This window comes from Paraburkholderia silviterrae (assembly GCF_004353915.1).
Classification (GTDB): Bacteria; Pseudomonadota; Gammaproteobacteria; order Burkholderiales; family Burkholderiaceae; genus Paraburkholderia; species Paraburkholderia silviterrae.
Genome location: NZ_SMRP01000014.1, coordinates 84,378 through 98,360, shown reverse-complemented (window position 1 = coordinate 98,360; position 13,983 = coordinate 84,378). Strand labels below are relative to the sequence as shown.

General features: G+C 67.7%; 10 protein-coding genes. 4 read left to right on the top strand and 6 right to left on the bottom strand.

Translation table 11 applies throughout. The annotated features are described in order from the left end of the window. Positions 1-51: 51 nt before the first annotated feature. The 3 genes from EYW47_RS24780 to EYW47_RS24770 all read right to left on the bottom strand — a co-directional run bounded on the left by EYW47_RS24780 (position 52) and on the right by EYW47_RS24770 (position 3,848). Positions 52-1,371: an MFS transporter gene (locus tag EYW47_RS24780; RefSeq protein WP_133197482.1), complete on the bottom strand. Its 1,320-nt coding sequence runs from the start codon at positions 1,369-1,371 to the stop codon at positions 52-54. Between the two features lie 212 nt (positions 1,372-1,583). Next, positions 1,584-2,342: an SDR family oxidoreductase gene (locus EYW47_RS24775; protein ID WP_133197481.1), complete on the bottom strand. Its 759-nt coding sequence runs from the start codon at positions 2,340-2,342 to the stop codon at positions 1,584-1,586. A 66-nt stretch (positions 2,343-2,408) separates the two neighbouring features. Continuing rightward, positions 2,409-3,848 carry an aldehyde dehydrogenase family protein gene (locus EYW47_RS24770; RefSeq protein ID WP_133197480.1) on the bottom strand — a complete coding sequence of 480 codons (1,440 nt, stop codon included), beginning with the start codon at positions 3,846-3,848 and terminating at the stop codon, positions 2,409-2,411. A gap of 395 nt (positions 3,849-4,243) precedes the next feature. Between EYW47_RS24770 and ppa the strand changes: the two genes are divergently transcribed. Next, positions 4,244-4,771, top strand: a complete 528-nt coding sequence (gene ppa / locus EYW47_RS24765) for an inorganic diphosphatase (RefSeq protein ID WP_133197479.1) — start codon at positions 4,244-4,246, stop codon at positions 4,769-4,771. A 156-nt stretch (positions 4,772-4,927) separates the two neighbouring features. Here ppa and EYW47_RS24760 read toward each other — a convergent pair whose 3' ends face one another. Both EYW47_RS24760 and EYW47_RS24755 read right to left on the bottom strand, forming a co-directional pair. Beyond that, entirely contained in the window at positions 4,928-7,867 is a 2,940-nt protein-coding gene (locus EYW47_RS24760) for an EAL domain-containing protein (RefSeq protein ID WP_133197478.1), read from the bottom strand. Between the two features lie 437 nt (positions 7,868-8,304). Then, positions 8,305-8,616, bottom strand: a complete 312-nt coding sequence (locus EYW47_RS24755; protein WP_133197558.1) for a GIY-YIG nuclease family protein — start codon at positions 8,614-8,616, stop codon at positions 8,305-8,307. Positions 8,617-8,842: 226 nt separating this feature from the next. Between EYW47_RS24755 and EYW47_RS24750 the strand changes: the two genes are divergently transcribed. Genes EYW47_RS24750 through EYW47_RS24745 form a run of 3 tightly spaced genes read left to right on the top strand, consistent with a single transcriptional unit; the run spans position 8,843 to position 12,650 of the window. Beyond that, positions 8,843-10,429 carry a CHASE2 domain-containing protein gene (locus EYW47_RS24750; protein WP_133197477.1) on the top strand — a complete coding sequence of 529 codons (1,587 nt, stop codon included), beginning with the start codon at positions 8,843-8,845 and terminating at the stop codon, positions 10,427-10,429. Positions 10,430-10,470: 41 nt separating this feature from the next. Further along, positions 10,471-10,869 (top strand): hypothetical protein, encoded by a 399-nt coding sequence (locus EYW47_RS41015; protein WP_165976667.1) that lies wholly within the window; start codon positions 10,471-10,473, stop codon positions 10,867-10,869. Continuing rightward, complete coding sequence (locus EYW47_RS24745) at positions 10,866-12,650, top strand: M48 family metalloprotease (protein ID WP_165976666.1); 1,785 nt, start codon at positions 10,866-10,868, stop codon at positions 12,648-12,650. The genes EYW47_RS41015 and EYW47_RS24745 overlap by 4 nt, the downstream gene beginning before the upstream one ends. Positions 12,651-12,718: 68 nt before the next feature. On the opposite strand, the gene EYW47_RS24740 is transcribed toward EYW47_RS24745, so the two are convergent. Further along, positions 12,719-13,885 (bottom strand): GNAT family N-acetyltransferase, encoded by a 1,167-nt coding sequence (locus EYW47_RS24740; protein WP_133197475.1) that lies wholly within the window; start codon positions 13,883-13,885, stop codon positions 12,719-12,721. Positions 13,886-13,983: the final 98 nt, after the last annotated feature.

Here is a 13,983-nt window from a genome sequence, read left to right as displayed (position 1 = left end):
TTCGAGCGGCCGTTGTTTTTTGCGGGCGGATCGAGCGGCGCCGCCGCGCAGCTAGCGGTTCACCAGCTTCGCAGGCGCGCACAGCGCGAGCAGGCCGCCGAGGATCATGAAGGCCGCGAGCATGTACATGCCCGAGTCGTTCGCGGCGGTGACCTGCTTGAGCCAGCCCACCGCATAGGGGCTGAGAAACCCCGCGAGATTGCCGATCGAGTTGATGAGCGCGATGCCTGCCGCGGCGCCCGTGCCCGCGAGCCAGGCGGTGGGCAGGCTCCAGAACAAGGGCAGCGTGGTGAGAATGCCGATGGTGGCGATCGTGAGCGCCGTCATCGCGAGCGTGGTGTCGTGCGCCCACGTGACCGAGAGCACGAGGCCGAGCGCGCCGATTGCGGCCGGAATGGCGATGTGCCAGCGGCGCTCGCGCATGCGGTCGGCGCTCTTCGCGGCGAGCAGCATGCCCACCACGGCCGCCGCGAACGGAATCGCCGCAAGCAGCCCGATCATGAGCGCGTCCTTCACGCCCGTCGCCTTGATGATGGTGGGCAGCCAGAAGCTCACGCCATAAAGGCCCATCACGAACGAGAAGTAGGTGAAGCTCATCACGAGCACACGGCCGCTCGTGAGCACTTTGGCAAGCGGGAGGTCTTCCTTGGTGGCGTCCTCGGCGGCGATGTTGCGCTCGAGCAGTGCGCGTTCCTCGGCGGAAAGCCACTGCGCGCGGCCGATGCGGTCGTCGAGCACGAAGAACACCAGCACGCCGACGATCACCGAAGGCAGCCCTTCGAGCAGGAACAGCCACTGCCAGCCCTGCCAGCCGTTCGCGCCGTTGAAGGACTTGAGGATCCAGCCCGAGATCGGCCCGCCGATCACGCCCGAAAGCGCGATGGCCGTCATGAACCAGGTGGTCATGCGTCCGCGCCGGTGCGCCGGATACCAGTACGTGAGATAGAGGATGATGCCCGGGAAGAAGCCGGCCTCGCACAGGCCGAGCAGAAAGCGCATCACATAGAACATGCTGGGCGTGGTGACGAACATCGTCAGGATCGAAACGAGGCCCCACGTGACCATGATGCGCGCGATCCACACGCGCGCGCCCACGCGATGCAGGATCACATTGCTTGGCACTTCGAACAAAAAATAGCCGATGAAGAAAATGCCGGCGCCGAAGCCGTAGACCGCATCGGAGAGATTGAGCGCCGTGCTCATCTGCAGTTTGGCGAAGCCCACGTTGACGCGGTCCAGATACGCGACCACATAGCAGAGCATCAGAAGCGGGATGAGGCGCCACGAGACCTTGCGGTAGGTGGCTTCTTCAAAGGCGGAGGGCGGGGCGCCCGCGCCCGCATGCGGCAGGTGATTTGCTGGACTGGCCATGGTGTCTCCGTCGACATGGAACGTCGTGCTTGTTGTATTGCCGCCAGGTTATGGCGGGTATTCGACGCTAAAGCACGACCATTCTATACGGGCCGCCGCCGTGCGGTGGCCCGTATCGGTCGGGGGAAACACTGATCAGTCAAGCACTTAGGGTGCGTTTGGCGCGCGCGGCGGGCGCGCGCCGGAGTGCATCGGGATGCGCAATACCCAGACTATACGCAGCGTCCGCCGTCCACTTCGATGCAGGTGCCGGTGATGAACGCGGCTTCGTCGGAGGCGAGATAGAGGCAGGCATTAGCCACATCCTGCGGCGTGGAAAAGCGCCCGAGCGGGATGCCCGCGATAAAGCGCTGGCGGTTCTCGGGCGTGTCGGGCACGCCCATGAATTCTGCCGTCAGGCCCGTGTCGCCGATCACCGGGTTCACGCAGTTCACGCGGATCTGGTCCGGGCCGAGCTCGGCGGCGAGCGCCTTGCTCGCCACGATCATCGCGCCCTTGCTGCCGTTGTACCAGACGAGCCCCGGGCGCGGCCGGATGCCCGCCGTCGAGGCGATGTTGACGAACGCGCCGCCGCCGTGCTCGCGAAAGTGCGGCACGAAGGCCCGCACGCTCCAGTAAAGGCCCTTCACGTTGACGGCGTAGACGCGGTCGAATTCGGCCTCGGTCACTTCGAGCACGGGCTTGTTGCGATGCGTGGTGCCCGCGTTGTTGACGACGACCTGCACGCTGCCGAAGTCCTCGATGGCGGCGTCGCGCAGCGCATGCCAGTCGGCTTCGCGCGTGATGTCGCCTTGCACCGCGATGGCCTTGCCGCCCGCGAGCGCGATCTCGCTCGCCACGCGCTCGGCTGCATCGCCGTTCAGATCGTTGATGACGACGTTCGCGCCTTCGCGCGCATACGTCTTCGCGATGCCTTCGCCGAAGCCCGAGCCGGCGCCCGTCACGACGGCCGTCTTGCCTTTGAGTCGCATGATGTCTCCGTGTGTGCGTGTATATGCGTATCGATGCAGGGTGTTCAGATGCGCAGAGCAACCGCGCTAGCCGTGCCGCAGCGCAATGGTCTTGAGCACCGTGAAGCCGTAGAGCGCCTCGAAGCCTTTCTCGCGTCCGTAGCCGGACAGGCGCGTGCCGCCGAACGGCAGCTCGACGCCGCCGCCCGCGCCAAAGTTGTTCACGAACACCTGCCCCGCGCGCACGCGCCGCGCCATGCGCATCTGGCGCGCGCCGTCGCGCGTCCACACGCCCGCCACGAGCCCGTAGGGCGTGCCGTTGGCGAGCGCGAGCGCCTCGGCTTCGTCGTCAAAGGGCATGGCCGCGAGCACCGGGCCGAACACCTCCTCCTGCGCGAGCCGGCTTTGAGGCGGCACGTCGCGCAAGAGCGCCGGGGCTTCGTAGAAGCCGCCCGCGGGTGCATCGGCGTCGAGCTTGCCGCGCGCGGCGGTGGCAATGCCGTCGCGCTGCGCCTCGTCGAGAAACTCGCGCACGCGAGCGCGCTGCTTCTTGCTGATGAGCGGCCCGCAATCGAGATCGGCGCTTGCGGGCCCGACGCGCAACGCCTCGAACGCCGCAGCGAGTCGCTCGACGAGCGGCTCGTACGCGGCGCGCTCGATCAGCACGCGGCTGCCCGCCGAGCACGTCTGTCCCGCGTTCTGCACGATGGCGGCGACGAGCACGGGCAGCGCCGCGTCGAAATCGGCATCGGCGAAGACGATTTGCGGCGACTTCCCGCCCAGCTCCAGCGTGACGGGCACATGATTGCCGGCGGCAGTCTGCGCGACGAGCTTGCCCGTTTGCGGCGAGCCCGTGAACGAGATGTGGTCGATGCCCGGGTGCGCGGAGAGCGCCGCGCCCGCCTCATGGCCGAGCCCGGTGACGATGTTCAGCGCGCCGGCGGGCAAGCCGGCTTCGCGCGCAAGCGCCGCCACTTCGAGCAGCGAGACGCAGGCGTCCTCGGCGGGCTTCACGACACAGGCGTTGCCGGCCGCGAGCGCTGCGCCCACGCTGCGCCCGAAAATCTGCATCGGATAGTTCCACGGCACGATGTGGGCCGTCACGCCGTGCGGCTCGCGCACCGTGAGCACCGTGTAGCCCGCGTGGTAGGGCAGGGTCTCGCCGTGCAGCTTGTCTGCGGCGCCCGCGTAGAACTCGAAGTAGCGCGCGAGCGCGGCGGCGTCGGCGCGCGCCTGCCTGAGCGGCTTGCCGGTGTCGCGGGCTTCGAGCTGCGCGAGGGTTTCCTGATGCTGGGCCACGAGGCCGGAGAGCTTGAACAGCAAACGCCCGCGCTCGGCGGCGCTCAGTGCGCCCCAGGCGCCTTCGTAAGCCCCGCGCGCGGCAGTGACGGCAGCGTCGATGTCGGCGGCGTTGCCGCGTGCGAGCTGCGCGAACGGCTGGCCGGTGGAGGGATCGATCGCGGCGAGGGTCTCGCCGCTGGCGGGCGAGCGCCATTCGCCGCCGATGAAGTGCTTCGCTTCTTCCATGCATGCGCCTCGTAAAAGGGAAGTGAAACGGGGCAATGAAACGAGGGAAGGGAAATGCAAAACGGGAGACGTTGCCGGGGCGGACTCGGGTACGGCAGGCTTCGCGTGGAGCAGGGCCGCGCCGGCCGGATCATTATCGCGCCAATCGTGGCGCTCACGCGCGCGAATTCAGCGGACACTTCATCCGCGTGCGGGAAAGCCCTGGGCCGAAGCGCCGGGCGGCGCGGCCGATTGGCTATAATGGGCGCCAACTTCCAACGTCCGGTTTCGTGCCGGAGCGCCGTGCGCACCGAGTTTTGCTTGGCCTGGTTTGGCCCGGTTTGGCCTCATCCGCGCCGCACGCCGCGCCCCGCGCACGCAACCGTCGCTTTTTCCCTTCTCAACAGAGAGCGCTCATGAGCTTCGCAAATGTCCCCGCCGGCAAGGATCTGCCGCAAGACTTCAACGTGATCATCGAGATTCCGGCGCAAAGCGATCCGGTCAAATACGAAGCCGACAAGGACCTGGGCCTGCTCGTCGTCGACCGCTTCGTCGGCACGGGCATGCGCTATCCGGTGAACTACGGCTTCATCCCGCAGACGCTTTCGGGCGACGGCGACCCCGTCGACGTGCTCGTGATCACGCCGTTCCCGCTGCTCGCGGGCTCCGTCGTGCGCTCGCGCGCGCTCGGCATGCTGCAGATGACCGACGAGTCGGGCGTCGACGCCAAGCTGATCGCGGTCCCGCACGACAAGGTCTGCCCGATGACGGCCAACCTCAAGTCGCTCGAGGACGTGCCCGAGTACCTGAAGGACCAGATCAAGCACTTCTTCGAGAACTACAAGTCGCTCGAAAAGGGCAAGTGGGTGAAGGTCGAAGGCTGGGTCGGCATCGAAGCCGCGCACAAGGAAATCACCGACGGCGTCGCGAACTTCAAGAAGTAAGCAAGGCTCACCGGAAGACGCAAGTTTGCCGGCAAGGCGCTCCGCAAGGAGCGCTTTTTTTTGTCCCCGTTTTTTTGAGTATCGGACGATGGCTCTGCGCTTGCATGCCTGGTCTGCACGCCTCGTCCGCACGCCTCGTCCGCGTGCCTGGCTCCCTCAATCGAGCTCGGCCACGTCCCGCTCTTGCGGCACGCGCAGGGCGTCGAGCGGCGCGGGCCGGCCCACCGCGTAGCCCTGCACGAAGTCGACGCCCATGGCGACCATGCAGTCGACGATCTCGGCGTCCTCGACGAACTCGGCAATGGTCTCTTTGCCGGCCGCGTGCGCGACCTGATTGATCGAGCGGACGATGGCCTGATCGAGCGGACTGTCGACGATCCCGCGTATGAAGCTGCCGTCGATCTTCAGATAGTCGACGTTCAGGTGCTTCAGGTAATTGAGCGACGACATGCCGGCGCCGAAGTCGTCGAGCGCGAAGCGGCAGCCATGCGCGCGCAGGCGTGAGATGAGCGTGATGGCGTCGTGCATGTTCGTGATCGCGGCGGTCTCCGTAATCTCGAAGCACACGCATGAGAACGGAATGCCCCAGAGGCGCTGCTGCTCTTCGATATAGTCGGCGAGCCGCTCGTCGCCGAGCGAGGCGCCCGAGAGATTGATCGACCAGGTGCCGTAGCGGTGTGCGCCGGCGGCGATCGTGCCGAACGCGCGCGCGATCACCCAGCGGTCGATCGAGGGCATCAGGTCGAAACGCTCGGCCGCGCCGATGAACCCCGCCGGCGCCACCAGCGCGCCCGAGGCGCAACGCATGCGCAACAGCACCTCCACGTGCGCGCCCCCGGTTCCCGGAGCGAGCGGCACGATCTCCTGGCCGAACAGGCAGAACTGGTCGTTCTCGAGCGCCGCCTTGATGTCGGCGACCCACGCCATCTGCGTGTGCGCTTCCGAGAGCTCCTCGTCGTCCAGGCGAAAGCGGTGCACGCGGTTGCGCCCCTTCTTCTTCGCCATGTAGCAGGCGACGTCCGCGGCCTTCATGACTTCCTTGACGCAGGCGAGGCTCGCCACGTCGCCGACGAGGCCGATGCTCACGCTCGTTTGCACGACGCGCCCGGCGCCCGTGAAGCGGATGCCGGCGATGGCCTCGCGCAGGCTCTCCGCGAGCTGCCATGCATGCGTCACCGCGCAGTGCGGCAGCACGACACCGAATTCGTCGCCGCCCAGGCGCGCGATGATGTCGGTGCGGCGCAGCGTCTTCCTGAGCACGCTGCAGACTTCGCGGATCAGCTCGTCGCCGGTCGAATGGCCGCACGTGTCGTTGACGACCTTGAACTGGTCGAGGTCGAGGAACATGACCGAGTGGCCCGAGTGCTCGCGCCGCTCGCCTGCGTCACTCTGGCCATTCGTGCCATTCGGGCCGCCCGGGTCATGCGCGCCGGCTTCGAGCAGCGCGCCGAGCCGGCGCTCGAATTCGCGGCGGTTATAGAGGTCGGTGAGCTCGTCGTGGGTGGCCTGATACGCGAGGCGCACCGCGTGCTCGCGCAGCGCGCTCACGTCGTACAGCACGACGACGTTGCCGATCGCGCAGCCCCGCGCGTCGCGCAGCTTCGAGACCGAGTAGTCGACCGCGAGCCGCGAGCCGTCCGGGCGCGCGATGTAGAGATCGGCCGCCGCGCTGCCAGTGCCGTTGGCGCCGCCGATGCCACTGATGCCGCCGATGCCGTCGGCGCCGCTCGCGGCGTGCGCGCGGCGCAGGATGTCGAAACTGCGCGCGTTGTCGGCGCCGTTGCGCAGGTCGCAGATGGCCTCGAACGGTTGCGTGAGCATCGCGGCGGCGGAGCGGCCGAGGATGCGTTCGGCGACCGCATTGCAGTAGGTCACGCGCGCGTCTTCGTCGGTGCGGATCACGGCATCGCCGATCGAGGCCAGCGTGACCTCCGCCAACTCGCGTTCCGTATGCGCCTCGGCTTCGGCCGTCTTGAGATCGGAGATGTCGAACAGGCACCCGACCATGCGCACGGCGCGGCCGCGCGCATCGCGCACCGCCTGCCCGCGCGCGCGGCACCAGCAGTAGGCGCCGGCGCGCGTGCGCAGGCGGAACTCCACATCGAAGGCCGTCGAGCGCACGAGGTGGCGGCGCAGCGCATGACGCACACCCGGCAGGTCATCGGGATGGACGAGCTGCGTGGGGCCGGCCTCGCTGTCGAAGGGCGTGCCCGCGGCGTTGCCCGCGTCGTAGCCGAGCTGCTCGTAGAGCCAGTTCGAGAAATAGCACTGGCGGCTGCCGACCTCCCAGTCCCAGAGCCCGGCGTTGATGCCCTCGAAGCCGAGGCTCAGGCGTTCCTCGTTCTTGCGCACCTCGGCCTCGAGGCGGTCGCTACGCGTGAGCGAGCGGCGGATGAACTGCGTGAACACGGCGAGCAGCAAGCACGCGCAGGCCGCGATCGCGAGCGTGAGGAGCGAGCGCGTGGCGCGCGCGGCGTCATCGAGCGAGCGCGAGAAGCCGTTTTCGATGGGCGCGAGCTGATTGTCGATGTCGTGCAGCTCGCGCACGAGCGCGATGGATTCCGCGCTCTGCAGCTTGCCCGCCTGCGCGAGCGCGTGCAGGCGCTCGCCCGTTTCGGCGAGCTTCAGGATGTAGCGGTCGCCGATGTCCCAGTACGCGACCGCAGGGCGCATCCACGGCGTGTTCTTGAGCGTGCGGTAGCCCCAGGTCATGCCATCGATGTCGGCGGCCGCGATGCGGCCTTGCTCGAAGCCACGCCGGATCGCCGCGATATCGGGCTGCGGCCGGTTCATTTCGAGCTTGGCCGCGCGGTCGCCAAGCGGCACCGCGATGCATTTGAGGAACATGCGGTAGTCGGCTTCGTCGCCCGCGCGCGCGTAGCGTTCGAGCGCGTGCACGGCATCCTTCTGGCCCTTCGACCAGGTGCTTTCCCCGGCCACGTAGGCGAGCAGGATCGCCATGATCGCGAGGCTGATGGACGCGATCACCGCCATCACGGCCGCGAGCAGCCACAGCGGCAGCAGGACGGCCGTGGTGCGCCGCAGTCCGTGCCACCCCGGGGCTTGCCGCGCGGGCTCCGTTTTGTGTCGTCTCATCAGGCTTTACCGGTCCGGTCGCTTTACTGGATGACGTGACGTGTCGCGTAGAGGGCCTGTTCACGCTAATAACAGGCTCGCGAACGTGCCTTTCCGGTCGCAGTGCAAGGAGCACGGCGCGCCGTTTGGCCGAGCCAAACAAGCGACGCGCGACGCCGCAATGCGCCCGGAAAGGCACGTTCCCCAAATTAACTATTTCCATTCCAGGGGCTGGCCGCCAGAAGGGCCGATCGCCGCGTCATGCTCCTCACGAATACATCGAGTATTCGCTTCGTCGCAATCCTCGCGCTCGGCCCTTCTGGCGGCCAGCGCGAGCCTGTTATTAGCGTGAACAGGCCCTAAGCCTCGGCGGACCTATGAGGGATAACGGCGGGGGCGGGAGGGGGCTTTAGGCTTGGGCGGCGATGGGCGGGTATCCCCGAGGCTCGAACCCACGCTCAGACGGGCGCTTCGGCTTCCGGCTGCGTGCTGTCGGGCGGCGCGGGCAGCACCGATTCCAGGGTGCGAGCGCCTGCCGCGAGCGCGCGTTTCTCGCGCGCGGTGAGTTGCTTGACCCGGTATTCGGCGCGCAAGGCGCTCGCGCGGTCGGCGAGCTCGAACTGCGCGAGCACGCGCACCGGCTTGCGCGAGCGCGTATAGCGCGCGCCGGTGCCGTTCGCATGCTGCGCGAAGCGCGCGGCGACGTCGACGGCAATGCCCGTGTAGACGCTGCCGTCGGCGCATTCGAGCAGGTAGAGGAACCACGGCATGTTGGAGACGGCGCGACGATGGGCGGTGAGCGAAAAGTGAGCGTGAGTGTCCCACAGATCGGCCGATATGCTAAGCGCCGCAGAGACGGCGCCGCGCGGCGCGCCGCGCGATGCTGGACTCAAGTTTTCGTCGTGCCGGCCGTAAAGGTGTCGAGAGCGGTGTTCGTCCCTGGTGTCGTCGTGCCGGCCGGACAACCGGAATACGTGGCCAAGAAAATCAAGAACAATGAGTGGACAAGAACGGGGAACGTGCGCGCCCGGGGAGCGGGATCGCGCAGCGCGGATCAAGCGCACGATCTTGCAGGCGGTGCTGGCGATCGTGCTGGGCATCGCGGGCGCGCTCGTCCTGCCGCGGCTGTTCGGCGAGGAGTTCGCCACGCGCCAGGCCGCGCGCGTCTATGCGCCGGTTGCGGGCAAGGCCTACGGCGCCGGCTCGCGCGAGGGCATTTCGGTCCTGTTGATCGACGATGCCGCGCTCGCCCAGGCGGGGCAGAGCTGGCCCGCGAGCTACGGCTACTATGCGCGCCTCTTGCGCGGCGTCGAGATCTACCGGCCGCGCGCCGTCTTCTTCGATATCGCGTTCAAGGACGCGCGCCCCGATCCGACCCTGGCGCAGTTCGCGCAGCGCCTTTGCGCGCTCTCCGCGTCGGGCACCAAGGTCTATCTCGCCGCGACGCCCGGCGCCGACGGCGCGCTGCGTCTGCGCCCCGATCTCGACGAGTTGCGCGGCCGCTGCTTCGAGCCGGTTGCGGTCACCTATGCGCCCGACGAAGTGGACAAGCTCGCGTGGTCCTATCCGCTCGAACAGCGCGGTGCGAACGAAGCGCGCGAGCGCAGCGCGGCGCTCGCCATCCATGACGATCTCTCGGCGCAGCCGATCGCCGATCCGCGCGTGCCGATGGCGGTGTCCTGGGGGCTTGTGCCCGCGCACGACGGCCTGCGCTGGTTTACGCAGGAACAGGCGGGCGATGCGGCGCGCGAATCGGGAGCGCGATCGCAGGAAGCTCAATCCTATTGCCGCGCCGATCACGGCCTCGCGGAAATCCTGCCGTTCGGCGTGCGCGAGCGCCTCTACGGCGACGCCGAAAAGCCGGTCTGCGTGTTCCACGAGACGGTCTACGCCTACGACCTGGCCAATACCGACGATGCCGGCGAAGCCATGCTCGAGCATGCGCTGAACAACCGTGTCGTGATGATCGGCACCGCGCGCCAGTTTTCGAGCGACTACATCAACTCGCCGATCCATGGGCGCATTCCGGGCGTCTATCTGCATGCGATGGCGCTCGACAATCTCGACACCTACGGCGCGAATTACAAGCACGTAGCGGCGCTCGCGCTCAGCACGGACCGCGACCATCTTTGCCTCTTCGCGCTCGTCTTTGGCGCCGTGCTCGTGGTGGCGCTGGTGCGCATCCTGAAGAACCTCACGCGCAAGGAGGCGCAGCGCCAGAAGCTCAGCTTCAGCCTGAGCTGCGCTTTGGAGCGTGGCCGGGAATTTATCGTGTGGCTCGTCATGTGCGGGCTCGAATTCGTGTGCTCGCTCGTGCTCGTCGGTGCGCTGCTCTATGTGGGGCAGGCGAAGATGGACATCGGCTTCCTGAGCATCGTCGATATCGCGGTGTTCGCGCTCGCGGCCGAATGGTTCGAGTGGAACGAAAGGCTCGTCGAATGGCTGCTCGGGCCCGAGCCCAGCGCAGGCGAGGGCGGGCACGACCACCCGCATGAAAAGAAAGACGAGGCGGGCAACGCTACGCGCGAGGGAGGAGCAGGCGCGGCGCGACCCGCAGAGCAGGCTGAATCAACGCACCCATAAAACGCGCATCCAGAAGCGCACCACACCAACGGGGAATCACCATGGAGCAAAGCCTCAAGCAGGGTTTCAAGCAGAGTCTCGAGCGCGGTGGCGTGAAGTTCGTGCTGGCGCTGTGCGTCGCTTTCGGCGCGGCGTCGACGGCGCCCGGTGCGCTGGCCGCAGGCGCCCAGTCGATCGTCAGTGCGAAGGTCGATCCGTTGCCGCTCTACGCATCGCCCGACGCCGCGCAGCCGGCCAGCTCGACGCACGCGAGCGGCTTGCCGTGGGCCGTGCTCGACACGCGCAGCGACTTTTACCGCGTGAAGATCGACGGCAAGGACTATTGGGTCGACTCGATGACCGTGCACGTGAGCCAGGCCGTGAAGGCGAATTGCGAGCATTCGGCGGGCGGCGTGATCGTCGCGGCCGATCTGGGTTCGTCGACGAATCGTTGCAAATGAGGCCGCCCATCTTGCGGCGCGCGGCGCCTCGCGCCGCCGCGCTCGCGTGCGCGCTCGCGCTCGCGCTCGGGGCCTGCGCGAATCTGTCGATCCCGACCGACCTCACATCGCTTGCGCCCGGCGCGCCGCAGAAGGCCGTCGTGAAGACCGCCGGCGAGCTGCCGGCCGCGCCCCCGCACACGTGGCCCGACGCGAAGCAGGATCTCAACGATCACCGCGCGGACGGCTGGGGGCTCGTCTCGATGCCGGAGATGGAGCAGTACCTCAACGGCCTGCTCATGAAGGTCAAGGTCGCGACCGGCACCACCGATTGGCCCGTGACGGTCCACGTCACCTCGGACACGTCGCTCAACGCAAGCTCCACGGCGGCGGGCAATATCTACATTCCGATCGGCTGGCTGATGTCGGCGGAGTCGGAGGACGAGATCTTCGCGATCCTCTCGCACGAGTACGGTCACATCTATCTGAACCACTACGCGGTCTACGACGTGCGCAACGCCGGCGACACCTCCACGTTGCTCGCGGGCGTGACGTGGTCCTGGGTGAATCGCAAGGTCATCGATCACGGCTGGAACGGGCTCGACAAGATCGCGCTGGTGCAGGGCGTCGGCACGATGGTGCTCATGCCGGCCTGGCAGCGCAGCATCGAGGAGCAGGCCGACTTGTTCGGCGCCACCGTGAGTTTGCGCTGCGGGTACTCGTATATCCACGGCTTCAAGGCGTTTCTCGAGCGCATCGACTCCTACGACGCCGCCGCGCGCAAGCGCGACGAGCAGCTGCAAAAGGCTCAGGACGATGCGATGCGCGAGAAGATCCGCGCCGACACGCTCGCGAAGGTTCAGGGGGCGTCCGCTCATGCCGTGCCGGCCGCGCAGCCGGCGCCCGCCATGCAGGCCGCGGCGCCTGCGCCCGGCGCTTCGGGGGCTTCGTCGGCGGTGGCCGCAGCGGCGCCGTCGGGGCCCGCGCAGGCGCTCCAGGGTCTCAATGACGCGCTCGCGAAGCTCAACGGCATGCTCACGCAAGGCCAGGTGAGCTTGAACACGGGCGCGTTCGACGCGCAGCGCATGCTCGACGAAGCGTTCGCGAAGGGCATGGCGTCGATGCGCGAGACGCACCCCGAAGGCGCCGCGCGCGAGGACGATCTGAGCCGTGCGGTGGCGGGCCTGATCGCGGGCAAGCGTGTGCCGGCGACGACGGCGCCGTGGGAAGCGGCGCGCAACCAGCGGCGCACGAAGGAAGTGCTCGCGCACTACGCGATGCTCGCCGACATCGACGAGGCCCAGGCCGAGCATCGTTACGCCGACGCCTGGCGGCTCGCGCAGAAGGCGGCCTCGGGCGCGAGCGCAAACGACGCCGCCCCGGACTTCTATCTGGCCAATGCGCTCGCGCTTTCGCATGCGCGTTCGAACGAGGGGCCGGTGCAGATTTTCGCGCGCAACCTGAAGTCGCCGGAGCGTTCGTGGCGCATGCAGGTCTGGCTCGCGGACGCGATGATGGCGACCAACCGCGCCCAGGCGCGTGCGTTTCTCGAAGCGCAGTTCGCGTATTTCGGGCAGGCGCCGAAGACGTGGCCCGACATGATTGCGTTCTATCGCGACAGCGGCGACGTGCAGCTTGGCAAGCAGATGGCGCTGACTTGCGGGCTCAAGTTCACCGACTACCGCAGCGCGTGCTCGAATGCGAGCATGACGCCCGCCGAGCTTGCCGAGATCAAGGCGAAGACCGACGCGCACGCGAAGATGATCGTCGATAACGCCGCACACCGCTGGTTCAGGCAGTAGGGCTCACGCGGTAGCGAGCGAGGCAAGTTTCACAGGCGGTGGCGGCGTGCGCGCAGCCGCCCGCCGCATCATGCGCGAAACGGGTTGTGCTCGTTCAGCTCGTGCACGTAGGCATGAATCTGGTTGGTCTCGCTCTTGAGAAAGTGGGCGACGGCGTCGGCGAACGCGGGATGCGCGAGCCAGTGCGCCGAGCGCGTGACGGTGGGCATGAAGCCGCGCGCCATCTTGTGCTCGCCCTGCGCGCCGCCTTCGAAAGCGGCGAGCTTCTCCTCGATGCAAAACTCCAGCGGCTGATAGTAGGCGGTCTCGAAGTGCAGGCAGGGCACGTGTTCGAGCGCGCCCCAATAACGGCCGTAGAGCGTCCCGCCGCTCTCGTCGCGCTGATAGACGACGAGCGAGCTCGCGATCGGCTTGCCCTCGTACTCGGCGATCACGAGCATCAGGTTCTCGGGCATCGTCTCGCCGATCGTGCGGAAGAAGTCGAGATTCAGATACGGCGACGAAAAATGCTCGCGGTACGTCTGGCGGTAGCAGCGGCTGAAGAAGCGCCAGTGTTCGTCGCGGATGTCCTCGCCGCGAATGCGCCGGTGCGTCACGCCCGCGTCGCGCACCTTGCGCCGCTCGGCGCGGATGTTCTTGCGCTTTTTCTGCTCGAGCGTCGAGAGAAAGTCGTCGAAGTCGCGGTAGCCGTCGTTGAGCCAGTGAAACTGCACGCCTTCGCGCTGCATCATGCCGAGGTCGGTGAGCATCGCCGCGTCCTCTGCGGTGGGAAAGAGCACGTGCAGCGAGGAGACGTCGGCCTGCTCGGCGAACGCGACCAGCGTGGCGGCCAGATGGCGGCGCGCGGCGTCGTCGGCGGCCAGGAGGCGTGTGCCCTGCACGGGCGTGAAGGGCACCGCGCACAGCAGCTTCGGGTAGTACTCGAGGCCGTTGCGCTTGTACGCATCGGCCCAGGCCCAGTCGAACACGTACTCCCCGTACGAGTGGCCCTTCAGGTAGACGGGCGCCGCGGCGGCGAGCTGCCCCGTGCGCGAGTCGGTGAGCGTGACGAACTGCGGCGCCCAGCCCGCATCGGGCGTGGCGCAGCGCGCGGCGTCGAGCGCCGCGAGGAATTCGTGACGCAAAAAGGGTGTCGGCTGGCCCTGGCGCGCGAGCAGCGCGTTCCATTGCGCGGCGTCGACCTCGGCCGGTGAGCCGAGAATGCCCGTGCGATAATCGAAATGTTCCTTATTCAACTTGCGTGCCCGTTGTGGCTTGGCGCCCGGCACACACGCGAGTCTCGCGGCGCCGCGGCAAACGGTCATGGTAAAGCAATCCACCCGAACGGGTGAGG